Origin of the sequence: Rhodopseudomonas julia, assembly GCF_030813515.1 — a bacterium.
GTDB classification, from domain to species: domain Bacteria; phylum Pseudomonadota; class Alphaproteobacteria; order Rhizobiales; family Afifellaceae; genus Afifella; species Afifella julia.
The window spans coordinates 1197206-1220671 of sequence record NZ_JAUSUK010000001.1; the positions used below are offsets into that span (position 1 = coordinate 1197206).

Annotated in this window: 25 protein-coding genes and 1 tRNA gene; 6 read left to right on the forward strand and 20 right to left on the reverse strand. The window is 63.3% G+C overall.

Going from position 1 to position 23466, the window contains the following annotated elements; genetic code table 11:
• Nucleotides 1–24: 24 nt before the first annotated feature.
• Complete coding sequence (gene mbfA, locus J2R99_RS05565) at nucleotides 25–1002, reverse strand: iron exporter MbfA (RefSeq protein ID WP_307153465.1); 978 nt, start codon at nucleotides 1000–1002, stop codon at nucleotides 25–27.
• Nucleotides 1003–1118: 116 nt separating this feature from the next.
• Here mbfA and J2R99_RS05570 point away from each other — a divergent pair, with 116 nt between their 5' ends.
• On the forward strand, nucleotides 1119–1961 hold the full coding sequence (locus tag J2R99_RS05570; RefSeq protein ID WP_307153466.1) for a C40 family peptidase: 843 nt from the start codon (nucleotides 1119–1121) through the stop codon (nucleotides 1959–1961).
• Nucleotides 1962–2010: 49 nt separating this feature from the next.
• Here the strand turns inward: J2R99_RS05570 and rpoN are convergent, their stop codons facing one another.
• The 5 genes from rpoN to J2R99_RS05595 form a co-directional block, all read right to left on the reverse strand.
• Nucleotides 2011–3513, reverse strand: coding sequence for an RNA polymerase factor sigma-54 (rpoN, locus tag J2R99_RS05575; protein ID WP_307153467.1), 1503 nt, complete (start codon nucleotides 3511–3513; stop codon nucleotides 2011–2013).
• 121 nt (nucleotides 3514–3634) lie between these two features.
• A complete protein-coding gene (gene lptB / locus J2R99_RS05580; RefSeq protein WP_307153468.1) occupies nucleotides 3635–4549 on the reverse strand; it encodes an LPS export ABC transporter ATP-binding protein in 915 nt (304 codons plus the stop codon).
• Nucleotides 4550–4562: 13 nt separating this feature from the next.
• A complete protein-coding gene (locus J2R99_RS05585; protein WP_307153469.1) occupies nucleotides 4563–5153 on the reverse strand; it encodes an LptA/OstA family protein in 591 nt (196 codons plus the stop codon).
• Between the two features lie 11 nt (nucleotides 5154–5164).
• Nucleotides 5165–5854: an LPS export ABC transporter periplasmic protein LptC gene (lptC, locus tag J2R99_RS05590; RefSeq protein WP_307153470.1), complete on the reverse strand. Its 690-nt coding sequence runs from the start codon at nucleotides 5852–5854 to the stop codon at nucleotides 5165–5167.
• A gap of 75 nt (nucleotides 5855–5929) precedes the next feature.
• On the reverse strand, nucleotides 5930–6544 hold the full coding sequence (locus J2R99_RS05595) for a ribonuclease D (protein WP_307153471.1): 615 nt from the start codon (nucleotides 6542–6544) through the stop codon (nucleotides 5930–5932).
• Between the two features lie 325 nt (nucleotides 6545–6869).
• Here J2R99_RS05595 and J2R99_RS05600 point away from each other — a divergent pair, with 325 nt between their 5' ends.
• Complete coding sequence (locus tag J2R99_RS05600; RefSeq protein ID WP_307153472.1) at nucleotides 6870–7331, forward strand: GFA family protein; 462 nt, start codon at nucleotides 6870–6872, stop codon at nucleotides 7329–7331.
• A gap of 45 nt (nucleotides 7332–7376) precedes the next feature.
• Here the strand turns inward: J2R99_RS05600 and J2R99_RS05605 are convergent, their stop codons facing one another.
• From J2R99_RS05605 to J2R99_RS05625, 5 genes are all read right to left on the reverse strand, one after another.
• The gene (locus J2R99_RS05605; RefSeq protein WP_307153473.1) at nucleotides 7377–7985 is read right to left on the reverse strand and encodes a DsbA family protein; all 609 of its coding nucleotides are present in this window, start codon (nucleotides 7983–7985) and stop codon (nucleotides 7377–7379) included.
• 1 nt (nucleotide 7986) lies between these two features.
• On the reverse strand, nucleotides 7987–8736 hold the full coding sequence (locus tag J2R99_RS05610) for a L,D-transpeptidase (protein WP_307154155.1): 750 nt from the start codon (nucleotides 8734–8736) through the stop codon (nucleotides 7987–7989).
• Between the two features lie 247 nt (nucleotides 8737–8983).
• Nucleotides 8984–11461, reverse strand: coding sequence for a plasma-membrane proton-efflux P-type ATPase (locus J2R99_RS05615; protein ID WP_307153475.1), 2478 nt, complete (start codon nucleotides 11459–11461; stop codon nucleotides 8984–8986).
• A 283-nt stretch (nucleotides 11462–11744) separates the two neighbouring features.
• Entirely contained in the window at nucleotides 11745–12365 is a 621-nt protein-coding gene (locus J2R99_RS05620; protein WP_307153476.1) for a cupin domain-containing protein, read from the reverse strand.
• Nucleotides 12365–12526, reverse strand: coding sequence for a hypothetical protein (locus J2R99_RS05625; protein ID WP_307153477.1), 162 nt, complete (start codon nucleotides 12524–12526; stop codon nucleotides 12365–12367). The genes J2R99_RS05620 and J2R99_RS05625 overlap by 1 nt, the downstream gene beginning before the upstream one ends.
• Nucleotides 12527–12639: 113 nt before the next feature.
• Between J2R99_RS05625 and J2R99_RS05630 the strand changes: the two genes are divergently transcribed.
• From J2R99_RS05630 to J2R99_RS05645, 4 genes are all read left to right on the forward strand, one after another.
• Nucleotides 12640–13383, forward strand: a complete 744-nt coding sequence (locus J2R99_RS05630; RefSeq protein ID WP_307153478.1) for a substrate-binding periplasmic protein — start codon at nucleotides 12640–12642, stop codon at nucleotides 13381–13383.
• A gap of 82 nt (nucleotides 13384–13465) precedes the next feature.
• Nucleotides 13466–14122: an amino acid ABC transporter permease gene (locus J2R99_RS05635; RefSeq protein ID WP_307153479.1), complete on the forward strand. Its 657-nt coding sequence runs from the start codon at nucleotides 13466–13468 to the stop codon at nucleotides 14120–14122.
• Nucleotides 14119–14850 (forward strand): amino acid ABC transporter ATP-binding protein, encoded by a 732-nt coding sequence (locus J2R99_RS05640; RefSeq protein ID WP_307153480.1) that lies wholly within the window; start codon nucleotides 14119–14121, stop codon nucleotides 14848–14850. The genes J2R99_RS05635 and J2R99_RS05640 overlap by 4 nt, the downstream gene beginning before the upstream one ends.
• Before the next feature lie 23 nt (nucleotides 14851–14873).
• Nucleotides 14874–16139 carry an NAD(P)/FAD-dependent oxidoreductase gene (locus J2R99_RS05645; protein WP_307153481.1) on the forward strand — a complete coding sequence of 422 codons (1266 nt, stop codon included), beginning with the start codon at nucleotides 14874–14876 and terminating at the stop codon, nucleotides 16137–16139.
• A gap of 164 nt (nucleotides 16140–16303) precedes the next feature.
• On the opposite strand, the gene J2R99_RS05650 is transcribed toward J2R99_RS05645, so the two are convergent.
• The 9 genes from J2R99_RS05650 to J2R99_RS05690 form a co-directional block, all read right to left on the reverse strand.
• Nucleotides 16304–16388 (reverse strand) — tRNA-Leu (locus J2R99_RS05650).
• Between the two features lie 41 nt (nucleotides 16389–16429).
• Complete coding sequence (locus J2R99_RS05655) at nucleotides 16430–17578, reverse strand: hemolysin family protein (protein WP_307153482.1); 1149 nt, start codon at nucleotides 17576–17578, stop codon at nucleotides 16430–16432.
• Nucleotides 17575–18075, reverse strand: a complete 501-nt coding sequence (gene ybeY, locus J2R99_RS05660) for an rRNA maturation RNase YbeY (protein WP_307153483.1) — start codon at nucleotides 18073–18075, stop codon at nucleotides 17575–17577. The genes J2R99_RS05655 and ybeY overlap by 4 nt, the downstream gene beginning before the upstream one ends.
• Before the next feature lie 6 nt (nucleotides 18076–18081).
• Nucleotides 18082–19113, reverse strand: coding sequence for a PhoH family protein (locus tag J2R99_RS05665; protein ID WP_307153484.1), 1032 nt, complete (start codon nucleotides 19111–19113; stop codon nucleotides 18082–18084).
• On the reverse strand, nucleotides 19113–20489 hold the full coding sequence (gene miaB, locus J2R99_RS05670; protein ID WP_307153485.1) for a tRNA (N6-isopentenyl adenosine(37)-C2)-methylthiotransferase MiaB: 1377 nt from the start codon (nucleotides 20487–20489) through the stop codon (nucleotides 19113–19115). The genes J2R99_RS05665 and miaB overlap by 1 nt, the downstream gene beginning before the upstream one ends.
• Nucleotides 20490–20556: 67 nt before the next feature.
• Nucleotides 20557–21402 carry a lyso-ornithine lipid O-acyltransferase gene (gene olsA / locus J2R99_RS05675; protein WP_307153486.1) on the reverse strand — a complete coding sequence of 282 codons (846 nt, stop codon included), beginning with the start codon at nucleotides 21400–21402 and terminating at the stop codon, nucleotides 20557–20559.
• 131 nt (nucleotides 21403–21533) lie between these two features.
• Nucleotides 21534–22013: a GNAT family N-acetyltransferase gene (locus tag J2R99_RS05680; protein ID WP_307153487.1), complete on the reverse strand. Its 480-nt coding sequence runs from the start codon at nucleotides 22011–22013 to the stop codon at nucleotides 21534–21536.
• A complete protein-coding gene (tsaB, locus tag J2R99_RS05685) occupies nucleotides 22010–22729 on the reverse strand; it encodes a tRNA (adenosine(37)-N6)-threonylcarbamoyltransferase complex dimerization subunit type 1 TsaB (RefSeq protein ID WP_307153488.1) in 720 nt (239 codons plus the stop codon). The genes J2R99_RS05680 and tsaB overlap by 4 nt, the downstream gene beginning before the upstream one ends.
• A 63-nt stretch (nucleotides 22730–22792) precedes the next feature.
• Nucleotides 22793–23347: a NifU family protein gene (locus J2R99_RS05690; protein WP_307153489.1), complete on the reverse strand. Its 555-nt coding sequence runs from the start codon at nucleotides 23345–23347 to the stop codon at nucleotides 22793–22795.
• Nucleotides 23348–23466 lie beyond the last annotated feature (119 nt).

The following is a 23466-nucleotide window of genomic DNA, read 5'->3' on the forward strand; positions in this document are numbered from 1 at the left end:
GGGCCTTCACGGACCCCGGCCAGTTCAGGCGTTGCCGATCAAGATACCAGCGGCAAAGACCAGAGAACCGCCCAAAATCACCTGCAACGCGGCACGCCAGAAGGGCGTATCCATCCAGCGTTGCTGGATCCAGGCGATCGCCCACAATTCCGCAATCACGATCACAAAGGCGATGGCCGTGGCCGTCCAGAAATGCGGGATGAGATAGGGAAGCGCATGGCCAAGGCCGCCGAGCGCCGTCATGACGCCCGAAGAAATCCCCCGCTTCAACGGCGAACCGCGGCCGGTCAGCGCACCGTCGTCGCTCGCAGCCTCGGTAAAGCCCATGGAGATGCCCGCCCCGATCGCCGCGGCAAGGCCGACGAGGAAGGTCTGCGAGGTGTCGTGGGTGGCGAAGGCGGCAGCAAAGATCGGCGCGAGTGTCGAGACCGACCCGTCCATCAATCCCGCCAAGCCAGGCTGCACATAGGTCAGGACAAAGCGGCGATGGGCTGCCCGGTCCTCTTCCGAGCGCGCCTCCGCGGGCAGATATTCCGCCTCCAGCCGCTCTGCGGTTGCGATGTGGTGGCCTTCGGCCACGGCAAGATCGCCCAAGAGCTTGCGCGTCTCGGCATGCGCCGTACGCGCGGCCGCCTTCTGATAGAAGTTGCGCGCTTCCTCTTCCATCGCAGCCGCTTCGCTGCGGATGCGGTCGAGGCTCAAATTGGCGACGAGCCAGACCGGGCGCCTTCGCATGAAGCCCGCCACATGCTCGCGGCGGATAAGCGGGATCGTATCCCCAAACGCGGCACGGAAATGATCGATGAGCAGGCGCCGGTGGCCGTCCTCCTCCTTGCCCATCGCTGCAAACATCGCCGCCGTCTGCGGAAATTCGTCTTTCAGACGTTCCGCATAGGTGCTGTAGATCTGGCTGTCCTCCTCCTCCGCAGAGATGGCGAGGGCCAGTATCTCCTTCTCTCCCAGCTCGGAGAAGCGAAGGCGGCGCTGCATATTGATCAGCATGGGGATCCTTTCCTCCGCTCCATGGCGCGCAATCGTCGCATGCGCAAGAGCGCCAGTCGCCGCAAGTTCAAGAGCCTCTTGACCAAGCGGGTCTGGATATTTCTTCTTGGCAGAGCATGACGCAGCAAGCCGATACCTTTCTGGAGCGCACGGGGCACGTCCTCGCAGGCTGGCTGCGCACCGAAACGCGCGACTATGAACCGTACGCGGCTTTCGATGCGACGGCGTTGCGCAAAGTTCTGAAGCCCGGCGACATCATCCTCGTCGAGGGGCGGGAGTATATTTCCCAGGTCATCAAATACCTGACCACCTCGACCTGGTCGCATTCCGCGCTCTATGTCGGCGATATCCCGGGCAAAACAGAAGATGATGGCGAACCGCATTGCCTCATCGAGGTCGATGTCGGCGAGGGCTGCATCTCCCTGCCCTTGTCGCGCTACGACACCTACAACATCCGCATCTGCCGACCGGTCGGGCTGTCATCGGCCGATCGCGAGGAGGTGACGCGCTTCATGATTTCGAAGCTCGGCCTCTCCTATGACATGAAGAACATCTTCGACCTGTTGCGCTATTTCTTTCCTCTGCCGCTGCCGGCGAGATGGCGGCGCCGGGCGATCGCCTTCGGGTCGGGCGATCCGACCCGCGCAATCTGCTCCTCGCTGATCGCGGAGGCTTATCAGCGCGTGCATTATCCCATCCTGCCGATCATCCGCACGGAGGAGAAGCGTCGCTGGGGTATGGGCGCAAGACGGCGCGAGATCTATTTCATCCGCCATCATTCGCTGTTCGCGCCACGCGATTTCGACCTCTCCCCCTATTTCGCCATCGTCAAGCCGACGCTCGAAAGAGGCTTCAAATACAAGAAGCTCGTCTGGGGCGAGGGCGACCCGCCCCCGCAGGAACAAGAGGTGGTGACGGCAACCGAGAAAGCTGTCGAAGAGGCCACGGCGCAGGGCTAGAGCGTCTCATCCGGTGAGGGAACCAGCCGCCGAAGCCACATCAACCCTTTCAGGATGCGAGTTTCTGGCGCTGCATGCGGCGGCGGTTCACGGATGAGGGTATCCCCATCGCTTCACGGTATTTGGCGACCGTCCGGCGGGCGATGACGATGCCCTCGTCTTTCAGGATCGCCACGATCTGATCATCGGAGAGGACGCGATCGCCTTCCCCCGCGACGAGGACGCGAATGCGCTGGCGCACCGCCTCGGCGGAATGGGAATCGCCCCCATCCGTCGCAGCGAGCGCGACGGAGAAGAAGGCCTTGAGCGGAAAGATGCCGCGCGGCGTCGCCATTGCCTTGTTGGCTACGGCGCGGCTCACCGTCGATTCGTGCATGCCGATCTCGTCGGCCACCATTCGCAGCGTCAAAGGCTTCAGATAGGCCGCCCCGTCGTGCAAAAAGCGGTCCTGCCAGCGCACGATCTCCGCCGATACGGCAAGCAGCGTGCGAGCGCGCTGATCGAGGCTCTTTTCGAGCCAGGTCGCCTTCTGCAGGCATTCGGAGAGAAACTTTTCCGTCGCCTGATCGCGGCGGCGACCCTTCACCTCGGCATGGTAGCGCCGATCGATGAGAAGGCGCGGCAGAACCGCATCGTTGAGATCGATCAGCCAGGCACCCTCCGGTCCCGGCCTGACGACGATGTCCGGCACCAGCAGCGCCACAGGCTCGCTCAGATAGCGCATCCCAGGCTTCGGATCGAGCGCTCGCACCTCGGCGATCATCTCGATCATGTCTTCCATATCGACGCCGCAGGCGTTGCACAAAGCAGCCCGGTTGCCCGTGGCGAGAAGCTCAAGATTGTCGATGAGCGCCGCCATGGCCGGATCGTAACGATCAAACTCGGCCAACTGGATCTTCAGGCATTCCTTGAGCGAGCGGGCGAAGACGCCGGCCGGCTCGAAGCTCTGGCAGCGGGAGAGAACGCGCAGCACATCTTCCAAGGTCACTTCGAGGTTCGCAGCCAGCATTTCCGGCTCGGCCCGCAGATACCCGGCCTCGTCGATCTCGCCCAGGAGGGTGAGCGCGATCATACGGTCCGTGGCGCCTTGAAAAACCGTGTCGATCTGCTGCTCGAGAACCGCAAGAAGGGTGGGTGCGGAGGCCGCATAACTGTCTTCGTCGGGAAATTCGGAAGCGTCGCGGCTGCCGGCGCGTGAAAAATCGCTCGAACCGGAAAGACTGCGGTCGTCGTCGGGGTAAAGATCCTCACGGGCAACGTCAGCGTCGCTGGCAGACGTGGCTGCCGCCTCTGCAGTGAGGTCTCCGCCCGCGCTCTCCGCGGTGGCTGCCTCTTGGGTTTCCCCAGCGCCTTCGGATGCGCGATCTCCCGTATCGACGCTTCCCTCACCACTCTCGTCGCGCGAAAGCAGCGGGTTTTCTTCAATCTCGCGGTCGATGAAGTCTTCGAGCTCCGGCGCAGACATTTGCAGGAGACGGATCGCCTGCATGAGCTGCGGCGTGATGACCAGGGACTGCGACTGCCTGAGCTGAAGTCTCGCCGACATGTTCATCGTTGACGCCCCACGCCTTGAGGCCAGACGCCAACACCCTGCCGATGCCCTTCAAATGACCTTCAGAGGAGGCAGCTGGCCCGTTCCTTGCAAGGGAAGCTTAACCGGCTTTTGGAGCGTGTCAAAGCCGGAAGTGCTCGCCCAGGTAAACGCGTCGCACCTCTGGATTGGCGACGATCGCGTCGGGGCTTCCTTCCGTCAAAACCTCGCCGGAATGGATGATGTAGGCGCGATCGATGAGCCCCAGCGTCTCCCTCACATTGTGGTCGGTGATGAGGACGCCGATGCCGCGCGAGGTGAGATGGCGCACCAGCGACTGAATGTCGCCGACGGCGATCGGATCGATGCCGGCGAAGGGTTCATCCAGCAGCATGAAGGCAGGACGGCTCGCCAATGCCCGCGCGATCTCGCAGCGCCGGCGTTCGCCGCCGGAAAGCGCAATCGCGGGCGATTTGCGCAGATGCCCGATATGGAATTCTTCAAGCAGGGAATCGAGCTCCTGCAGCCGCTTCTTGCGGTTGGGCTCCACCACTTCGAGGATGGCGAGGATATTGTCTTCGACGCTGAGGCCACGGAAGATCGAGGCTTCCTGCGGCAAATACCCGATGCCCAGGCGCGCGCGCCGATACATCGGCAGACGCGTCACGTCGTAGCCTTCGAGTTCGATGCGGCCACCTTCGGCACGGATCAGGCCGGTGATCATATAGAAGACCGTCGTCTTGCCGGCCCCGTTTGGCCCGAGAAGCCCGACGGCTTCTCCCTGGCGAACGGCGAGAGACACGTCCTTTACGACGGTGCGGCCTTTGAATGACCGTCTGAGCCCGCTTGCGACGAGCCAGCCTTCGCGATTGAGGGGTTCGGAGCCTCCGGAGCCCTCGCCGGCCATCCCTCTATCGCCCTCGAAATCATCGGCTTCTGCGGTGGAGGCTGCCCCGTCGTTTGAGCGGCCGGGTTTGCGCGACAGGCCAAAGAGACTTCGTCGCGAACGCCCCTCAGCCTCGGTTTCGGCGGGGGCGCCCTTCGCGGCGCGGCGCATCAGCATCGCTCCGTTACTGTCCGCTTTGACCGGAAGACCCCGGCGCGAGGATTGTCTGCACGCGGCCGCCCTGCATCTGAGCCTTCTTGGTCTTCAAATTGACGATGAGTTTTTCTCCGCGCAGCACGTTGTCGTCTTCCGTCAGAACGACATTGCCGTAGAGGGTGACCATATCGGTGGCCATTTCAAAATCCGCCCGGTCGCCCGTCGCGGTGCGATTTTCGGAGGTGACGAGGACGCCGCCTTCCGCCTCGATCCGGGTGATGGAGGAGCCCGGCGTTGCCGAGGCGTTCGAGGCCGGCTTGCCGCCATTTCCTGCACCGCCACCACTGCCATTCAGGCTGTCAGTCGGGTTGCCGGAGTAATGGACCGTCAGTTTGGCCGTCTCCAGCACGGTTTCGGCCTGGCGCACTTTCACGTTGCCGCTGTAGATCGCGACCTTGTCGTTATCGCGCACCTCCAAACGATCGGCTTCCACCATGATCGGATCGTTGGAGTTTGAGGAGAAACCGGAGAAGGTTTCCCCGAAATCCTGCGCCTGCGCCGTCGCCACAAAAGGCAGAACGCAAAGCGCGGCGAGAAGCGCCATAAGCCGCAAAGACATCAGCAAAGACCTCAATTGACGGCCGCCGCTTGGCCACGTTTCGGCGGCATGATGCGCGTGCGCACATTGCCTTGGATAATGATGCGCTGACCGCCATCGGTCGCGTCGATCGAATTCCCGGTCGTTTCGCTATCCTGATAGGTGATCGAGACGGGGTTGTCGGATTTGAGCGTGCCACTCTTGGTGTCGATCTGTGCGCCGGTCAGCGTCAGGCCGTAACCATCGGCGGAATCGACGACGATGTTGCCGCCCATCTGAAGATCGCCCTTCGCATTGTCGAAATCGGCCGTAACGGCCTCGATCGCGACCGGCCCGCGGCCGGGCGAATCGATATGCGCGGTGATATTTTCCAGCGTCACAGCATCGGACGAGGTGAATTTCTGGATGGCTCGATCGGCTTCCAGACGGAATTCCCGATCGTAGCGATCGAAGCCGGTGAGCTTCGGATTGTCCATGATGATGGCGTTCTTGGCGATCGTCGTCTTGGCGATCGACAGGTCGAACTGCTCATCGCTCGAGAACTGCCCGACAAGCGCAATGACCGCGATGCCAGCAACGCCACCCACCGGCAGAAAAACGCGCATAAAACGCACAAAGGCGGAGTGACGCTTCGCCTTGCGAAACGCCTTTTCGCGCGCAGAAAGCCGGGGGCGCCCGAAAATCTGCGGCTGCGCCGTCGCGGTTGCTGTCGCAGCTGCCATCAATTCACCTTCTGGTGTCGGGGTCGCCACACTTCATGCCGTCCAACATGGTGATTTTTGGGCGGGCGCCAACCTTTAGGCATGCGCGAAGATATCCGAATCCTCCCAACCGAGCAAATCGAGCTCGGCGCGCACGGGCACGAAACGGAAGCAGGCTTCGGCGAGCTCCAGCCGATGCTCGCGCGTCAGCCGTTCTACGAGAACCTCGCGCATGGCGTGGAGATGGAGAACGTCGGCCGCCGCATATTGCAGCTGCGCTTCGCTCAACGTGTCGGCCCCCCAATCGGAGCTCTGCTGCTGCTTCGACAATTCAAGACCGAGGAGCTCGCGCGCCAGATCCTTGAGGCCGTGCCGGTCGGTGTAAGTGCGCACGAGCTTGGAGGCGATCTTCGTGCACCAGACCGGGGTCGTGATCACGCCGAAGGCGTAGCGCAAAGCCGCCACATCGAAGCGGGCATAATGAAAGATCTTGGTACGCTCCTGATCGGCCATCAGCGCCGTCAGATTGGGTGCCTCGTCCTGGCCCTGGGCGATACGCACCACATCGGCCGTGCCGTCTCCCGGCGAAAGCTGAACGACGCAGAGCCGGTCGCGGCCGGGCCGCAGCCCCATCGTCTCGGTGTCGATCGCGACGAATTCGCCGTAATTGGAGAGATCCGGCAGATCGCCTTCGTGAAAGCGGATGGTCATGTCTTAGCCTCTTCGTTGGCAAAGCTCCTGACATGATCTGCGTCCTCCGACAATGGCTGACAGTGGTGTCGCCCGCCCGGACGGCGCTGGGGGCAGGCGTTTCGCAACAGCCCACGCGACCGTCGTACAGTTATCCTCATCCCGGCGAACGTCGCCTTCATGATGGTGCTTTTTTCCGCGGCTCCTGCCATCTTCATCGCAGACGATCCGCAATCAGCAAGGCAGGCCGATTGCAGAGTCAAAGGCCTGGAGCTCCCTCCTGGACGTCCCTTACCCCTGCTGCCGGCCTGCCACACTCTCGACACCCCTTTGAAAGGCGACGGGCATGACTTCGACAGATTGGAAAACGCGCCAGGGCTCCTGCCGCTGCGGCCGCTTGCGCTTCGAAATCACGACACCGCCGATCATCACGACGGCGTGCCACTGCAAGGGATGCCAGCGGATGAGCGCGAGCGCATTTTCCCTGAGCATGGCGGTGCCGGTCGAGGGATTTAGACTTCTCTCCGGCGAACCGGTCATCGGCGGCGCGCGGGAGATGAAGGGGCTCGACCATTCGTTCTGCGGTCATTGCATGAGCTGGGTGTTCACGCGCTTTCCGGAGGTGATGGGCGAAATCATCAATGTCCGCAGCACGATGCTCGAGGACACCAGCGAGCTGGAACCCTTTCTCGAAACCTGCACGGCCGAAAAGCTCGACTGGGTCACAACGCCGGCGAAGCACAGTTTCGAGCATTTCCCAACGCCCGAGGAGTTTCCTGCGCTGATCGAAGAGTACAGCACCCGCTGAGCACCTCTCCCCGCCGCGGGCGGAAAGAGGCCGCTTGAAAACGCCTCAGCCGCGGGCCTTGGCAAAGGCTTCCAGCAGCGCCTTTTCGTCCATCACGCCGGGATAAAGCGTCGTCTCGGCAACAAAGGCCGGGGTGCCCGGAAAGCCGAAGGCTTCGGCCTGATGCGAATTGCGCATAATGAGCGCGTCAATCTCGCCTTTGCGTTCGCGGTAGGCACTGCGGAGGGTCTCCACATCGAGCCCGGCCTTCTCCAGCGTCGTCTCGACCGCCTGACGGGTGAGCGCTCCCTTCGTGTTCAAGAGCGCTTCCTGGGCATGGGCGTACCCACCGCTCGGCACGGCGGCGAGAACCAGATGCGACGCGTAGACGGAGGCCTCGCCGAAAATCGGCCAGTCCTTCATGACGAGGCGCACCTTGCCGTCCTTTTCGACCGCTCGCATCACCTCGTCATGGCTGCCCTTGCAGGCCGGGCATTGGTAGTCGAAATACTCGACCAGGGTCACATCGCCATCCGAATTGCCGCGCACGGGGGCGGTCGGATCGGAGAGAACTTCCTCTACGGTCAAACCCGTCTGTGCCCGCGCGAAGCCCGGTAGCAGCGCCAAGCCGGCCGCGCCCGCGGCCAGCGTCACGAAATGGCGGCGATCCAGCATGTCAGCTCAGCCCTCCCGTCACCGCGGCGCCTGACTGAGGTCCCGCAGCCATCGGGCCATTCGGCACCGTTCCCTGACCGGACTGCGAGCGATCCAACACGACGACGCGCGAACCCGGGGGGACGCGGCTGGCGAGATCGATGATGTCCTGGTTGAACAGTCGGATACAGCCCGAGGAAACGGCTTTGCCGATCGACCAGGGCTCGTTGGTTCCGTGAATGCGGTAGAGCGTATCGCGACCGTTCTTATAAAGATAAAGCGCCCGCGCACCGAGCGGATTGGAAATGCCGCCATCGAGGCCGTCGGCAACCTTGCCGTATCTCTCGGGCTCGCGCTTGATCATCGCCTGCGTCGGCGTCCACCGCGGCCATTCGGCCTTGCGCGCAACCTCAGCCTTACCGGCAAATTCCATTCCTGAACGGGCGACACCGACGCCGTAGCGCATCGCCTTGCCGTTCTCCATCACGAGATAGAGGAAGCGCTCGTAAGGATCGACGACGATGGTGCCGGCCGGATAAGGTGAATTGTAATCGACAATCTGGCGCAGATAGCGCGGATCGACCTTCGACACGTCAATTGCCTGGACGTTCCAGCCATCATCCTGGACCGGCCCATACATGCGAACGTAACTCTGATCGACGCGCGGGCCTTCGGGCTGTGCGGGTCGGGTCGTCGTGCAGGCGGCCAACGCCAAGGCAAGCGCAGCAGCGGCCGGAAGCCGCACGGCCACCCCGCGGCTTTTCTCAAACATCCTATGCGGCAATTCTTTCTCCTTCTTACGCCTTCGGCCGGCAGGGCCCCGCCCGGGAAAACGGAGCAGGCCGTGGTGGCCGGCGGGCCGCGCGGTGCGGGTAAAGTGCCTCACCTGCAACCCCGCGCGGATGGCCATCGCTTCAAGGCGAAGATGTGACCGAACGGGCATTTGTCGAGAGAGATCACATTCTTATCACCACAAGCAAGAGCGAGCGAGGCGGGCGTGCAACACATGGCAGCGCCGCTCAGCGCCCGGCGAGGCGACCCTCCGTCCGCGCCAAATGGCTCGCCTGATGCGCAGCCTTCATGTCGAGGGCGCGACGCAAGGCGATCGCAATCGCGCTCTCGATCGGAAGCCATGCAAGCGCGTAGGCCCACACGCCCAGCGCATAGGTCCAGCCGATCGGCGCAACAAAGATGCCGTAGACGGCCACCAGCGTGCCAAGGATCTGCGTCGCCTCCGTCGTCAGGAACAGCCTGAGGCTCGGGAAAGGTTTCGACCAGAACCAGCGCTGGTTGCGCGTGACGTAGAGTGTCAGGTGGCCGGCGACGAGAAGCTTCAGGAAGATCACCGTCTGGATGACCTCGCGCGGCAAATGCATGACCGTGTCGACGTACCAGAAGAGCAGGAAGGTTTCGGCCACGCCCAGAAGACCGAGGCAGCTTGCGATGGTGAGCACACGCGGCATGTTCCAGCGCACCGGCTTTTCGGCGACATTGGCGTTGTCATAGGCGATCATCATGATCGGGAAGTCGTTCAGGACCGCCAGAAGCACGATCATGACGGCCGTCACCGGATAGAAATCGAAGATCAGGATCGACAGGCTCATGAACACGAGCACCCGGATCGTCTCGGCGATGCGGAAGGTGGCGTAGCTCGTCATACGTTCGAAGATCCGCCGCGCCTCTTCGATCGCCGAGGCGATGACGCCGAGACCCGAGCTCGTCAGCACGACATCGGCCGCGGCACGCGCCGCATCCGTCGCTCCGCTTACCGCGATGCCGGCATCGGCCTGTTTCAAGGCGGGGGCATCGTTCACGCCGTCGCCGGTCATCGCCACGATATGGCCGCGATCCTGCAAGGCGCGCACGATCTTGAATTTGTGCTCGGGCAGAACGCGGGCGACGCCGTCGGCCTGTTCGATGCGGTCGCTGACCTCGCCGTCGCTGCCATCGGCAAAGACGGCGTCGGCCGAGCGGATATTGCGACGAAGACCGAGTTTGCCCGCGATCTGGCGAGCAATCGCCTCATGATCGCCGGTGATCATCTTGACGCCAAGGCCCATTCGACCGGTCTCGGCGATGGTCGCGGCCGCATCCTCGCGCGGCGGATCGAAAATCGAGACGAGGCCGAGCAAGTGCCAGGCGTCACCCTCGCGGCGCGCCACGCCGAGGGCGCGGTAGCCTTCGTCGGCCAGGCGGTCCACCTCTGCCTCGATGCGCGCACGGATCTCCGCCGGCGGCATGGCGAGATCGAGAATGACCTGGGGCGCGCCCTTGGAGAAGGCGATTTTGCGATCGCCTAACGTCGTCTCCACCATGGTGCGTTTCGACACCGGGTCGAAGGGCGTGAAATCACCGATCACGTAGTCTTCAGCGGCGGCCGGCCCTTCGGCAGCGAGCACCGCCTTGTCGATCGGATCGGGATCATTGGCGTTGCTTGCAAGCTGCGCGGCGAGCATCACGTCGGCCGCCTCCACCCCCTGTTCGGGGACGATGTCGGCGACGGTGAGCGCGTTCATCGTCAAGGTGCCGGTCTTGTCGACGCAAAGGACATCGACGCCGGCCAATTCCTCGATCGCCACGAGGCGCGAGACGATCGCTTTCATACGGGCGAGCTTTTCCGCACCGACCGCCATCGTCACCGACAGGACGGTCGGCAAAGCCACCGGGATCGCCGCCACCGTCAGGATGAGCGAGAATTGCACGGTCTCCCAGAAGGGCGTGCCGCGGAAGACGGCAACGAGCACGATGACGGCGACGAGGGCGAGCGTCGTCAGAATCAGGAAATTCCCGATAGAGAGCACCGCTCGCTGGAAATGCGAGCGGGTCTCGGCAGAGGCGACGAGCTGCGCCGTCTTGCCGAAATAGGTGTTCATGCCGGTCGCCGTCACAACGCCCGTCATCTCGCCGAGCTTGACGACGGAACCGGAATAGGCGGTATCGCCGACCGCCTTGTCGACCGGCATGGATTCACCCGTCAGCGCCGCCTCGTCCGCGCTCAGATAATCGCCGGCCACGAGCCGGATGTCGGCGGGCGTGACATTGCCGATGCGCAAAAGCACGACATCGCCCGGGACCAATTCCTTCGCTGGCAGCGTCTGCCAGGTGCCGTCGCGCAGGACGCGGGCAGTGAGCGCAAGGCTCTCCTTCAAAAGCTCGATGGCATTACCTGCCTTGCGCTCCTGCCAGAAATCCACGGCCGCATTGACGAGGAGCATGGTGATGATGATGGCAAAATCGGCCCAGTCACCAAGCGCCGCGGAGAGGATTGCCGCCGCCTCGATCATCCACGGGATCGGCGCCCAGAAATAGCGCATGAGGCGCTGGAGGGGGCTCGTCTTCTCTTCGCTGATGGCGTTTTCGCCGAACTTTGTCTGCCGCTCTTGGGCCGCATCGCTCGTCAGCCCGGATTTGAGATCGGTTTGCGGCACGGGTGCCTCAGCCGGAGCCTCGCCCTCCGGTTTTCTTTCAGAGGGCTGTGGGGCCGTTTTATCGTTCATGGCTTCGATCCTCCGCCAGATCCCGCCCAGGGGCGCAGGGTTGCGCCACCGGCCGTATCCGCGTCATCTTGATGATGAGGGATCCTCCTTAAGGTCTCGCTGCACCGGCCCGCCTCGGGTGAAGTCGGCGATCGCCGGCGGTGCGGCTTATGCTGCCGCGGCGTCACCAACGCCTCAGAAAAGGCAATCTTGTGGAGACAGGATTAAGTTCCCGAAAGATTTGGCCAAGCGAACGTCGCCCTCTCCCGGGGGGCAACAGGCTTGGCGATCCGTCTTCGCGCCCTCACCAGACCGGCGGCGTGGTGACCCAGAGAATGCGCGTCGTTCCTTCCGCGAGATTGCGGAAGCGGTGCGGCAGGCGGCTTTCGAAGGCGAAGGCATCGCCGTCCTTCAAACGGTAGACACTGCCGTCGACGAAGAGCTCCAGGCGACCTTCAAGGACGAGACCCGTCTCTTCGCCTTCATGGCTGTAGGCTTCCTCGCCCGAGCCGCCGCCGGGCTCCAGGACGATCTCCATCATCTGGAGCGCGCCTTCCTCGTTCGTCGTCAGGAAGGATTTGACCATGCCCTTGGCGCCGAAATCGACCTGCCGGCGCTCAGCCGCACGAACGATGCGTCGCGCTTCGAGCTCGGATTTCGCCTCCATGTCACCGAAGAGCGTGAAGACCGGCATTTCGAGCACGTTGCAGATCGCCCTCAGCGCCCGCACGGAGGGCGAAGAAATGCCCCGCTCGATCTGGCTTAGGAGACCGACCGAGATGCCGGCGCCGTCGGCGACCTGCTTCAGCGACAGGCCGCGGGCACGACGTGCTTCGCGGACCGCAGAACCGAGCGAACGGTCCTCTTCACCCGGCTCGTTCTCCAACTCCTGGACGGCCAAGGCTTCGCGCGGGTTCGAACCCATCAGTTGAGCGCTTTCTTTTTCATCACGATGAACACAATATGGGATTTCTGCTTTCTGGGAAACAGCTTCGGCACCACGCCCTCGACCTCCACCCGCAGGAACCCGGAAACGCGCTCAAACTCTGCCGCAAAATCGTTCATTTCTCGGGTTTGCGCGCCCATCAAATTTCATGATAATGAACATATGCGCGTCTTCCTGACGTGCTCGATCGCCGAGCCTCGCTCGATTGCGGCGCTTTTACCGATCGCAGCGGAAGAAATAAATGGGGAATTTCATGGATATGAAACACGTCGCCTCGCTCGCCTTCGGTTTCGCGATGGCGTTTGCAGCCCCTGCCTATGCCGAATCCGTCGATGTGGGCGTCACCACGACGGGCGTTCCCTTCACCTTCGTCGACACGGCGAGCCAGGAGCCGACAGGCGCGATGGTCGATCTCGCCAAAGCCATCACGGCGGATATCGGCGACGAGGCGGAGTTCAAGGTGGTGGCGTTTTCCGCGCTGATCCCGGCGCTTTCCAGCGGCAAGATCGACCTCATCTCGGCCGGTATGTTCGCCACCGACGAGCGCAAGAAGGTGGTCGATTTCTCCACCCCCGTCTATTCCTACGGCGACGCCATGTTCGTCGCGGCGGACGACACGACGGACTACACGCTCGATGATCTGAAGGGCGAAACGGTCGGCGCGCAGATCGGCACGACATTTGCCGACAAGCTTCAGGCTCTCGGCACGTTCGGCGAGGTGAAACTCTACGATTCGATCGCCGACATCATGCGCGACGTGAAGCTCGGACGCATCAAGGCGGGCTTTGGCGACAAGCCGATCGTCGCCTATCAGGTCTCCCAAAAGCCGGAGCTCGGCGTGCGCCTCGTGGAGGGCTACGAGCCTATGCAGAAGGGCGATGTCGCTGTGGCCGTCTCCAAAGAAAATTCGGCCCTTCTGGAGAAGGTCAATGCGGCGATCGCAAAGCTGAAAGACAGCGGCGAACTCGACAAGATCTTCGCCAAATACGGCCTGTGAGAGAGGCTCTCGAACGTCGCGGTATGATGATCCTTCTCATGTGTGAGGCAGCCTTCGGGCCGCCTCACCGGCGAGGTCTCGCATGAGCGACTTCTTCGTCAGTGCGCAAATCTACCTGCCCATCCTCCTCAAGGGCATGTGGCTGACGATTTCCGTCACGCTCCTGTCGCTTGCGCTCGCCACCGCGCTTGGGCTGGTCTGGGCGCTGTTTCGCACCTCCGGCGTTCGCTGGCTTTCCATCTCGACGCGCATCGTGGTGGAATTCGTGCGCGGCATCCCGATCCTGGTCGTTCTTTTCTACATCTATTTCGTGATGCCGGAATTCGGCCTCGACCTCACCGCCTTCCAGGCAGGCGTCGCGGGCCTCGCGCTCACCTATTCCTGCTATATCGGCGAGACGTTTCGAGCGGGCATCGAAGCCGTCGACAGAGGCCAGGTGGAGGCCGCCAAGTCGATCGGCATGAAGACGCCCTTGATGATGCGCCGGGTGGTGCTGCCGCAGGCCTTCAAGATCGTGGTGCCGCCCTATGCCAACAACATGGTGATGCTTCTGAAGGATTCCTCGCAGGTGTCGGTGATTTCGGTCGCCGAACTCACCATGCAGGGCAAGATGCTCGCCTCCTCCACCTTCGACAACATGACCGTCTTCACGCTCGTCGCACTTCTCTATCTGTGCCTGACGGTGCCGCTCAATTTCGCCATGCGCTATGTCGAGGTGAAGATGGGACAGGCGCGATGATCAAGCTCGAAAACGTGCACAAGAGTTTCGGCGATCATGAAGTGCTGAAGGGCGTCGATGCGGAGATCGACAAGGGACAGGTCGTGTGTCTGATCGGCCCGTCGGGCTCCGGCAAATCAACGCTTTTGCGCTGCATCAACGGGCTCGAGACTTACCAGGCTGGCCGGATCAGCATCGACGACGAGACAGTCGACGTCACCGCCCCTTCGATCCACGATCTGCGCACGCGCGTCTCCATGGTCTTCCAGCGCTTCAATCTCTTCCCGCACAGGACGGCGATCGAGAACGTCATGGAAGGTCCACGCTACGTCCTGAAACAGGACAAGGCGACGGTGCGGGAAAAGGCGGAGCGGCTTTTGACGCGCGTCGGGCTCGCCGACAAGCTCAACGCCTATCCTGCCTCCCTCTCCGGCGGCCAGCAGCAGCGCGTGGCGATTGCCCGGGCGCTCGCCATGGAGCCGGAAGCGATCCTCTTCGACGAGCCGACCTCGGCGCTCGATCCCGAGATGGTCGGAGAAGTCCTTCAGGTGATGCGGGCGCTGGCGGAAGAGCACATGACCATGCTCGTCGTCACGCACGAGATCCTGTTTGCGCGCGAAGTCGCAGATCGCGTGCTGTTCCTGGACGGTGGGCGCATCGTCGAGGAAGGTGCGGCCAACGAGGTGCTGCGCCAACCGAAGAACGAACGCACCCAGGATTTTCTGCGCCGCGTCACCCATCCGGTTTGATCATCGAGCCTTCGGACACTGCCATGCCAGAACATGTCGCTTCTCTTTGGGCCGCCACCGCCACGCCGGCGCCGGACACACCGCCACTTCTCGGCGAGGTCAGCGCCGATGTCGCCGTCATCGGCGCAGGCTTTACGGGTCTTTCCACCGCGCTCAGGCTTGCCGAAGGCGGTGCCAAGGTCGTGGTCGTCGACAAGCACGGGCCGGGTTTCGGCGCGAGCGGGCGCAATGGCGGCCATGTAATCCCCGGTCTCAAATACGATCCCGAGACGCTCGACAGGCTCTACGGCGAGGCCACGACGGAGTTTGCCGGGCACACGGCGGACACGACGTTCGCGCTCATCGCCAAACAGGGCATCGCCTGCGACGCCCAACAGGGCGCCTGGATCCAGGCCTCGCTCAAACAGAGCCATCTGCCGCTCCTTCGCACCCGCATGGAAGAATGGCAGCGACGCGGGGCACCTGTCGAAATGCTCGATGCGGCGGGCATGGCGGAAAAGACCGGCAGCGAGCGTTTCGCCGGCGGCTGGATCGATCGCCGCGCGGGGCGCCTGCACCCGCTCAATTACGCCCGCGGGCTTGCCAAAGCGGCGATCGCGGCCGGCGTGCGCATCTGCGGGGAGAGCGAAGCACGTTCGCTCACGCGCACAGGGAGCGGCTGGACAGTCGCGGTCGGCCCAAGGGGCCAGCTCAGCGCGAATGAGGTGGTCGTGGCGACCAACGGCTATACGGGGAACCTGTGGCCCAAACTCAAGGCAACGGTGGTGCCGGCAACCAGCATCCAGATCGCCACCAGACCGCTTCCTGAGGCGCTTCTCGCCAAAATCCTGCCCGAACGCAGCGTCGTCTCCGACAGCCGGCGTATCGCCAATTATTTCCGCATCGGACCGGAGAACCGCTTCATGATCGGCGGGCGCGGCCCCTTCGGCGCTCCGGAAGTGCCGGGCGATTACCGTCGGGTGCTTGCGGCCATGCACACGCTCTATCCGCAGACACGAGAGCTCGCGATCGACTATTTCTGGGCAGGTCGCGTGGCGATGACGCGCGATCACCTTCCGCATGTGCATCAGCCGGCGCCCAATCTCACCATGGCACTCGGCTACAACGGGCGCGGCGTCGGGCTTGCGACCTCGCTCGGCCAGGCGATCGGTGCGCATCTTCTCGACCGCTCAGCACCCCTGCCGCTGAAGCTCACCGACATCACGCCTTTGCCGGTGCACGGCCTGCACCCGATCTACGCCACGGCGATGATCAACTATTACCGGCTGAGGGATTTTTTCGAGAAATAGAGGCGACACATTCCGGCGCCTGTTCGCGAGGATGGGCGCCGGGCTCATTCGCCAAGCTTAACCCATGCGCCCGCCCGCGGAGGGCGGCAAAAGCATCAAAAGTGTCGTTGAAAGAACGCTTTGGCGAATGCCGGCGCGCCTTACTCGGCGCGCCTCCCGAAATGTGGTGCCCAGGAGAGGACTCGAACCTCCACGCCTTGCGGCACACGGACCTGAACCGTGCGCGTCTACCAATTCCGCCACCTGGGCTCGGGAGCGGGCACCCCCTTAAGCCCTGGCGAGGGGTGAAGTCAATCGGAAGTGTCGCTCGATGACGGACTTTCCGTCGCGCGCGGCTTATCGGCGATCTGAAGGGCCGGCGGGGCGCCCGACGGAGCCGGCAAAGCGGGCTCTGCAGCCTGGCGGCTCTTCACCCGCTGCACCAGCCGTCCCTTGCGCCGTTCGCGGATCCTGACACGCTTGATGCGCCGCGGATCGGCCTCCAGGATTTCGATCTCGAACCCGTCGAGCGCATTGACGATCTCGCCCCGGACCGGGATGCGACCAAGCAGCGTATAGATGAGGCCGCCCACGGTCTCGACCTCCTCGCCGAGTTCGCCGGTCAGGAAGGCGGGACCGATCACGTCGGCCAGCTCGTCGAGCTCGGCACGGGCATCGGCGACGAAGACGCCTTCCGCCACTTTGGCGATATCGGCATCCTCCTCGTCGTCATGCTCGTCTTCGATCTCGCCGACGATGGTTTCGACGAGATCCTCGAGCGAAACGAGACCGTCGGTGCCGCCATATTCGTCGATGACGAGCGCCATCTGCGTGCGCCCCGCCTGCATGCGTTCCAGGAGCATACGCGCGGGCATGGAGGGCGGCACGAAGAGGATGGGGCGGATAATGCCGGATGAGCGCAAAGGCTGGCTGAGATCGACGGGCGAGAAATCCAGCGAGGCAGAGAAGCGAAAGCGGCGTTCCGTCTCCTCCTCGGCCGCAGCCATGCTTTCAGGCTGCTCCAGATCCTTGCGCGCATGCTCCAGCATCCAGCCCACGACGTCCTTCAAATGGACCATGCCCATCGGATCATCGAGCGTTTCGCGATAGACGGGCAGGCGCGAATGCCCGGCCTCCTTGAAGGCCATCAAGACGGTCGCGAGCGGAACGTCGTGGTCGACCGCATCGATATCTGCGCGCGGGACCATGACATCGTCGACACGCATATCGCCGAGCTTGAGGACGGCGCGCAGCATGGCGCGCTCTTCCGGCGCAAAAGCGGCCCCGTCGACTTCGTCGGCGGCGAGCACATGCTCGATTTCGGAGCGTGCCGAACCGTTCGACTTGCCGCCGATCAGGACCTTGAAGGTCGCGCGCAGGCGATCTCCCACACTTTCGGGCGTAGATTCAGAGACATCGTAGGAAAGTCCCGCAGGACTTCGAGATCGGTCGTCGTTCATGATCCTGGGGCCGGAAAGGCAACATCGCCCTGACGGTAGGGATCGGCAATGCCGAGCCTGGCCAGCGCTTCCTTCTCCAGCGTTTCCATCTCCTCTGCTTCAGTGTCTATTTGGTGATCATGACCCAGCAGATGCAAGCAGCCATGCACCAGTAAATGGGCGAAATGGTCGAGAAAAGCTTTCTTCTGCTCTTCAGCCTCGCGTTCGATCGTCTCAAAAGCAAAGACAATGTCGCCCAAAAGGGGCCCCGGCGGCTGCGGATAGGACAAGACGTTCGTCGGCTTGTCCTTGCCGCGCCAGTCACGATTGAGGCACGCAATCGTCTCATCGTCGGTCAGGACGATGCTGAGTTCGACAGGCTCAAGGGCGCCTTCAGGCAGCGTCCAGCCGGCAACGGAAAGGGCCGCGTCCACGGCCTTGTCCATCAGCGGGGCGAGCTCGCTCTGCGGAGGCCAAGCCTCCGTCTCGCGAATCACGTCGATCGCAACGGCAGACATATGTCCTCAGAGCTCGCCCTTGGATACGGCACGACTTTGCTTGTCGTAGGCGTCGACGATGCGCTGCACCAGGGCGTGGCGCACCACGTCCTCCGCGCCGAAGCGCACGATCTCGATGCCTTCCACGCCGTTCAGGATGCGCGTCGCTTCCATCAGGCCGGAAATGTCACCTTCCCTGAGATCGATCTGCGTCGGATCACCCGTCACCACCATTTTCGAACCCTCGCCGAGGCGGGTCAAAAACATCTTCATCTGCATGGCGGTGGTGTTCTGCGCCTCGTCGAGGATGACGACGGCATGAGAAAGCGTGCGCCCGCGCATGAAGGCGAGCGGCGCGATCTCGATCGTGCCGGAAGCGAGAAGCCGCTCCACCTTGTCGGCGGCCATCATGTCATAGAGGGCGTCGTAGAGCGGCCTGAGATAGGGATCGACCTTCTCGCGCATGTCGCCCGGCAGAAAGCCGAGCCTCTCGCCGGCTTCGACCGCGGGGCGCGACAGGATGATGCGTTCGATGTCGCCGCGCTCCAGAAGGGCGGCGGCGAAGGCGACCGCGAGATAGGTCTTGCCGGTGCCGGCCGGACCGATGCCGAAGATGAGCTCGCAACGGTCCATGGCGCGGATATAGATGTCCTGGCGCGGCGTGCGGGCGGTGACGGAGCGCTTGCGCGTGCCGATCTGGGCGAGCTGCACGCGCGAGCCCGTCTCCAGGCTCGGCAGTGACCATTGCGCGCCCGGCGTGTCGGCCATGCGGATCGCGCCCTCCACATCGCCCTGCAGCACGTCATGCCCTTCCAGGAGACGCTGATAGAGGGTGTTGAGGATGGCGCGCGCTTGGCGCAGCTCGTCCGGCTCGCCAATGAGACGTACGACATTGCCGCGGGCGACGGCTTCGACACCGATCCGACGCTCGATCAGGGCGAGGTTCTGGTCGTATTCGCCGAAAAGAGCGCTCGCCAGACGGTTGTCATCGAAGACGAGTTCGATCTCTTCCGAAGTCGCGGATCTTTCCCGCTTCGGCCGCGGACGCGACACTGCCATCAGGCGGAAAGCCTTTCCAATGGGGGGCTCATCTGGCTGGCGAAAAGAGAGTTGGCGCCGATCTCATCCACTTTCACGGAGACGATCTCGCCGATCAGATGCGCCGGCGCATCGACATGCACGGCCTGCAGGAAGGGCGAGCGGCCGACGAGCTGGCCTGGACGCCTGCCGGGCTTTTCCAGGAGCACATCGATCACCCTGCCCTGCATGGCCGCATTGAAGCGCGTCTGCTGCTCGCTCAACAGTGCCTGGAGGCGCTGCAGACGTTCCGACTTCACGGCTTCGTCGACTTGTTCACGCTCGGCCGCCGGCGTGCCGGGACGTGGCGAATATTTGAAGGAATAGGCCGAGGCGTAGCCGACGCGGGCAACGAGATCCATCGTGGCGGCGAAATCGTCCTCGCTTTCGCCCGGAAAGCCGACGATGAAATCGCCCGACAGAGCAAGATCGGGGCGCGCTTCACGCAGCCGGTCGACGAGACGGAAATATTCCTCGCGCCCATGACGGCGGTTCATGGCGGCAAGGATCTTGTCGGAGCCCGACTGCACGGGAAGATGCAGATACGGCATCAGCTTGTCGCAGTCGCGGTGGGCGGCGATCAGATCGTCCGCCATGTCGCGCGGATGCGAGGTCGTGTAGCGGATGCGCTCCAGCCCATCGATGTCCGCCAGCTCCAGCACGAGACGGGCAAGCGACCAGTCGGACCCATCCTCGGCCTCGCCGTGATAGGCGTTGACGTTCTGGCCGAGAAGCATGATTTCGCGCACGCCGGAGCCGACGAGGCGCCGCGCTTCGGCGAGGATCTTGGCGACCGGACGCGAGAATTCGCCGCCGCGCGTATAAGGCACGACGCAGAAGGTGCAGAACTTGTCACAGCCTTCCTGCACCGTGAGGAACGCCGCCGGATTGGCCGCAAGCCCGGAACGGGCGCGCGCCCTCGATGGAATATGGTCGAATTTGTCTTCGGACGGGAATTCAGTCTCCACCGCCGCGCCACCCGCACGGGCGCGAGCGAGAGCCGCGCCCAGACGATGATAGCTTTGCGGCCCGATAACCACATCGACGATGGGCGCGCGACGGATGATCTCCTCGCCCTCCGCCTGGGCCACACAGCCGGCGATGGCGATCTCCACGCGCCGACCTTCCTCCTTCGCCGCCTCTTTCAAGGGGCGCAGGCGACCGACCTCGGAATAGACCTTTTCGGCGGCCTTTTCGCGGATATGGCAGGTGTTCAGGACAATAAGATCGGCGTCTTCCGCCGTCTCGACAGCATCATAGCCGTCGCGTGCCAGCACGTCCGTCATACGATCGGAATCGTAGACGTTCATCTGACATCCGTACGTCTTGATGAAAACTTTGCGTCTCGCCGTGTTCATGAAAAACGGCGCGTGCTCCTCGCCAAGCGCATCATATACCAGCTTTAACCGAATTGAGCCGCGCTCGCTAGGCCCTTTCAGGCTCAGGTTCAAGCGATATTTCTTCGACCATGCGCATCACTTTTTGGGGATCGCGGCCGGCATTGAGCTCGGCCACCACCTCTTTGACGAGCGCGCCCGCCGCGCGGGTGACACGCTTGCGGTCCCCGTCGCGCGTGATCGTCACGGGCGGCAGGAAGACGACATGCACATCGACGGCCCCCTGTGACATCAACCGGCTCAAATGCGGCAAGAGATCCATGCCGCCATACCAGGCGACCCACGGCCGGTGCTGACGACCGAACGGCATGCCCAGCATGCGGGTATAGGCGATCGCCACCGGCTGCAGCGTGACCGGCCGACCTTCGGAAAAACTGCGCTGTGCGGCACCGACGATGGCGGAGCGGAAGGCGAGCACCTTGTTGCCATCGGAGGAAGTGCCTTCCGGGAAAAGCACCATCACATCGCCGGCGACGAGGCGCGCAGCGATTTCATCGGCCGCCTTGCCCGTCTGATGGCGCTTTTCGCGGTCGATGAAGACGGAGCGCTGCAATTTGGCGAAAAGGCCGAAAAGCGGCCAGTCGGCCACCTCCTTCTTGGCAATGAAGGAGACCGGAGCGATCGCGCTCAAAACGGGGATATCGAGCCAAGAAATGTGATTGGCGAGGAGAAGCAGCGGACGCTCGCCGGCGATCTTTCCATGCACGAAAAGGTGGATATCGAAGAGGCGCAGGACGAAGCGGTGCCAGTAAAGCGGCACGATCTTCGCCCAACGGCCACCGAGCCAGAGGCCCAGCGCCTGCGCCGGAATGGCAAAAGGCAGAGACAGGAGGAAGAGAAAGGCCGCCGCGGCAAGCCGGAGATGTGCAAACATCCGAGCCCTACCCTGCGATCGGCGCCGGCACGGCGCGCACCAGGCGGAACGAGAGACCGCCGCAACGGCAGGCACTGGCACGATGCGGGCAGCACGGCTTGTCTTGCATGGGCTTGTCTCCGGTGCTGCGGCTAGATGAGATCCCGGCGCATGACAAGCGCGGGCAGACGGGGCTGATCATCGCGGGCATAATAGGCTGGCCTTTTGCCGACCTCCTCGAAGCCGAGCTTGCGGTAGAGCGAGACCGCCGCCGCGTTGCCGGCCTCCACCTCCAGATGCAGCGTCGCCACGCGCTCGTGGTAGAGCCGGCGCATCGTCTCTTCGACGAGCCGCTGGGCGATGCCGCGGCGCCGGTAGGATTTCAGGACGGCAAGCGTCAGAACCTCCGAATCGTCCGCCGCCTGGCGATAAAGGAGGAAGCCGGCCGGCGCCCGGCGCGTGACGCGTCCGGTATGGAACGCAACCAGCGCCCTCACGCCGTTCTGAGACAGGAAGGACGCGAAGTCGCCGTCGGTCCAGGCGTGACGGAAGGCGTCGGCGTGGATGCGGGCGAGGATCGGACTGTCCTCGGGCGTCGCCTCGCGCAGGGTGATCTCGGTGCGGGGAATCATGGTGTTTCAGAGTGCCGTCTCAGGGATTTTGCCGTTTGCGGTTTGGCATCGGGAGGACGGAGATAAAGCGGCACGGGCGGGCTCACCGCATGCCCGCAAAGGGCAAGACGGGCGACCATGGCGATATCCGCCGAGGGACGCGCATCGGCAATGATCGCGGGAAGGCCGTCGGCCGCGAGAACGCCGGCAATCGCATCCGCGGCCGCGCCGCAAAGCACGAGCCCCTCGAACGCATAGGGGGCCAGAAAGGCGGCCGCTTCTTCCTGCACTTCCCTTTGCGAGACGATAATCTCCTCTCTGGAGGAGATTTCTTCCATGCGCAGGAAGACATTGCCGCGCCCGGCATCAAGCACGGCGGCGACGAGACCGGCCGCACAATGAGCGGCCTCGCTGTGGCGCACGCCCTCGCACAGTGCCTCCAGGACGTCGACGCCGAAGGCCGGGATTTGGAGCGCAAGCGCGAGGCCGCGAGCGGCCGCTACGCCAATTCGGATGCCGGTGAAGGAGCCGGGGCCAACTGTAGTCGCAACCGCCGTCAGATCGGAATAGGCGACGGAGGCGTCCGCCAGGCATTCCTCGATCAGCGGGAAAAGCCGTTCGGCATGACCGCGACCGATTTCCACCTCGCGGCGGGCAAGACAATTGATCTTGCCTTCGTCTAGGGTCGCGAGCGCGACGGCGCAAAAAGGTCCGGCAGTGTCGAGGGCGAGAAGCATCACCCCCGCTCTACTCACGGGGGCAATCGCTGTCGAGATGAAGAAAGCGAAGGGCTGACCCGATCAGACCGGGCGCACCTCCTGAACGTCCGGCACGAAATGACGCAGAAGGTTCTCGATGCCGTGCTTCAACGTCGCCGTCGACGACGGGCAGCCGGCGCAGGCGCCGCGCATGTTGAGAAACACGATGCCGTTTTTGAAGCCCTTGAAGGTGATGTCGCCGCCGTCATTGGCAACGGCTGGGCGCACGCGCGTTTCGATCAATTCCTTGATCATGCCGACCGTCTCGCTGTCGGCATTGTCGAAGAATTCGTCACCGTCTTCTTCCTCATGGGCATCCGCCAGCACCGGTTCGCCGGAAAGGTAATGCTCCATGATGGCGCCGAGGACAGCCGGCTTCATATGCTGCCATTCGGCTGTGTCCTTGGTGACGGTGATAAAATCCTGGCCGAGAAAGACGCCGGTAACGCCGTCCACGGCGAAAATCCGTTCGGCCAGAGGCGAGGACGCGGCTTCTTCCGGAGAGCGGAAATCGCGCGTATCGGCCTGCAGCACGTCCCGCCCGGGAAGAAACTTCAGCGTTGCTGGGTTGGGCGTTTCTTCGGTCTGGATGAACATCGAAACCTCATCGCACGCGACAATTTGCGTGCTTTCACATCGTGGACGGGAGATGGACCCGGCGCCCCACTTCGTCAAGGGCGGCGCGACCGATGGCATCTCGCTGCAAGCCTCTGATC

What these genes read in the sequence shown, in the direction of transcription:
- mbfA (WP_307153465.1), bottom strand. Translation starts at nt 1,002, where the DNA reads ATGCTGATCAATATGCAGCGCCGCCTTCGCTTCTCCGAGCTGGGAGAG.
- J2R99_RS05570 (WP_307153466.1), top strand. Translation starts at nt 1,119, where the DNA reads ATGACGCAGCAAGCCGATACCTTTCTGGAGCGCACGGGGCACGTCCTC.
- rpoN (WP_307153467.1), bottom strand. Translation starts at nt 3,513, where the DNA reads ATGAACATGTCGGCGAGACTTCAGCTCAGGCAGTCGCAGTCCCTGGTC.
- lptB (WP_307153468.1), bottom strand. Translation starts at nt 4,549, where the DNA reads ATGCGCCGCGCCGCGAAGGGCGCCCCCGCCGAAACCGAGGCTGAGGGG.
- J2R99_RS05585 (WP_307153469.1), bottom strand. Translation starts at nt 5,153, where the DNA reads ATGTCTTTGCGGCTTATGGCGCTTCTCGCCGCGCTTTGCGTTCTGCCT.
- lptC (WP_307153470.1), bottom strand. Translation starts at nt 5,854, where the DNA reads ATGGCAGCTGCGACAGCAACCGCGACGGCGCAGCCGCAGATTTTCGGG.
- J2R99_RS05595 (WP_307153471.1), bottom strand. Translation starts at nt 6,544, where the DNA reads ATGACCATCCGCTTTCACGAAGGCGATCTGCCGGATCTCTCCAATTAC.
- J2R99_RS05600 (WP_307153472.1), top strand. Translation starts at nt 6,870, where the DNA reads ATGACTTCGACAGATTGGAAAACGCGCCAGGGCTCCTGCCGCTGCGGC.
- J2R99_RS05605 (WP_307153473.1), bottom strand. Translation starts at nt 7,985, where the DNA reads ATGCTGGATCGCCGCCATTTCGTGACGCTGGCCGCGGGCGCGGCCGGC.
- J2R99_RS05610 (WP_307154155.1), bottom strand. Translation starts at nt 8,736, where the DNA reads ATGTTTGAGAAAAGCCGCGGGGTGGCCGTGCGGCTTCCGGCCGCTGCT.
- J2R99_RS05615 (WP_307153475.1), bottom strand. Translation starts at nt 11,461, where the DNA reads ATGAACGATAAAACGGCCCCACAGCCCTCTGAAAGAAAACCGGAGGGC.
- J2R99_RS05620 (WP_307153476.1), bottom strand. Translation starts at nt 12,365, where the DNA reads ATGGGTTCGAACCCGCGCGAAGCCTTGGCCGTCCAGGAGTTGGAGAAC.
- J2R99_RS05625 (WP_307153477.1), bottom strand. Translation starts at nt 12,526, where the DNA reads ATGGGCGCGCAAACCCGAGAAATGAACGATTTTGCGGCAGAGTTTGAG.
- J2R99_RS05630 (WP_307153478.1), top strand. Translation starts at nt 12,640, where the DNA reads ATGGATATGAAACACGTCGCCTCGCTCGCCTTCGGTTTCGCGATGGCG.
- J2R99_RS05635 (WP_307153479.1), top strand. Translation starts at nt 13,466, where the DNA reads ATGAGCGACTTCTTCGTCAGTGCGCAAATCTACCTGCCCATCCTCCTC.
- J2R99_RS05640 (WP_307153480.1), top strand. Translation starts at nt 14,119, where the DNA reads ATGATCAAGCTCGAAAACGTGCACAAGAGTTTCGGCGATCATGAAGTG.
- J2R99_RS05645 (WP_307153481.1), top strand. Translation starts at nt 14,874, where the DNA reads ATGCCAGAACATGTCGCTTCTCTTTGGGCCGCCACCGCCACGCCGGCG.
- J2R99_RS05655 (WP_307153482.1), bottom strand. Translation starts at nt 17,578, where the DNA reads ATGAACGACGACCGATCTCGAAGTCCTGCGGGACTTTCCTACGATGTC.
- ybeY (WP_307153483.1), bottom strand. Translation starts at nt 18,075, where the DNA reads ATGTCTGCCGTTGCGATCGACGTGATTCGCGAGACGGAGGCTTGGCCT.
- J2R99_RS05665 (WP_307153484.1), bottom strand. Translation starts at nt 19,113, where the DNA reads ATGGCAGTGTCGCGTCCGCGGCCGAAGCGGGAAAGATCCGCGACTTCG.
- miaB (WP_307153485.1), bottom strand. Translation starts at nt 20,489, where the DNA reads ATGAACACGGCGAGACGCAAAGTTTTCATCAAGACGTACGGATGTCAG.
- olsA (WP_307153486.1), bottom strand. Translation starts at nt 21,402, where the DNA reads ATGTTTGCACATCTCCGGCTTGCCGCGGCGGCCTTTCTCTTCCTCCTG.
- J2R99_RS05680 (WP_307153487.1), bottom strand. Translation starts at nt 22,013, where the DNA reads ATGATTCCCCGCACCGAGATCACCCTGCGCGAGGCGACGCCCGAGGAC.
- tsaB (WP_307153488.1), bottom strand. Translation starts at nt 22,729, where the DNA reads ATGCTTCTCGCCCTCGACACTGCCGGACCTTTTTGCGCCGTCGCGCTC.
- J2R99_RS05690 (WP_307153489.1), bottom strand. Translation starts at nt 23,347, where the DNA reads ATGTTCATCCAGACCGAAGAAACGCCCAACCCAGCAACGCTGAAGTTT.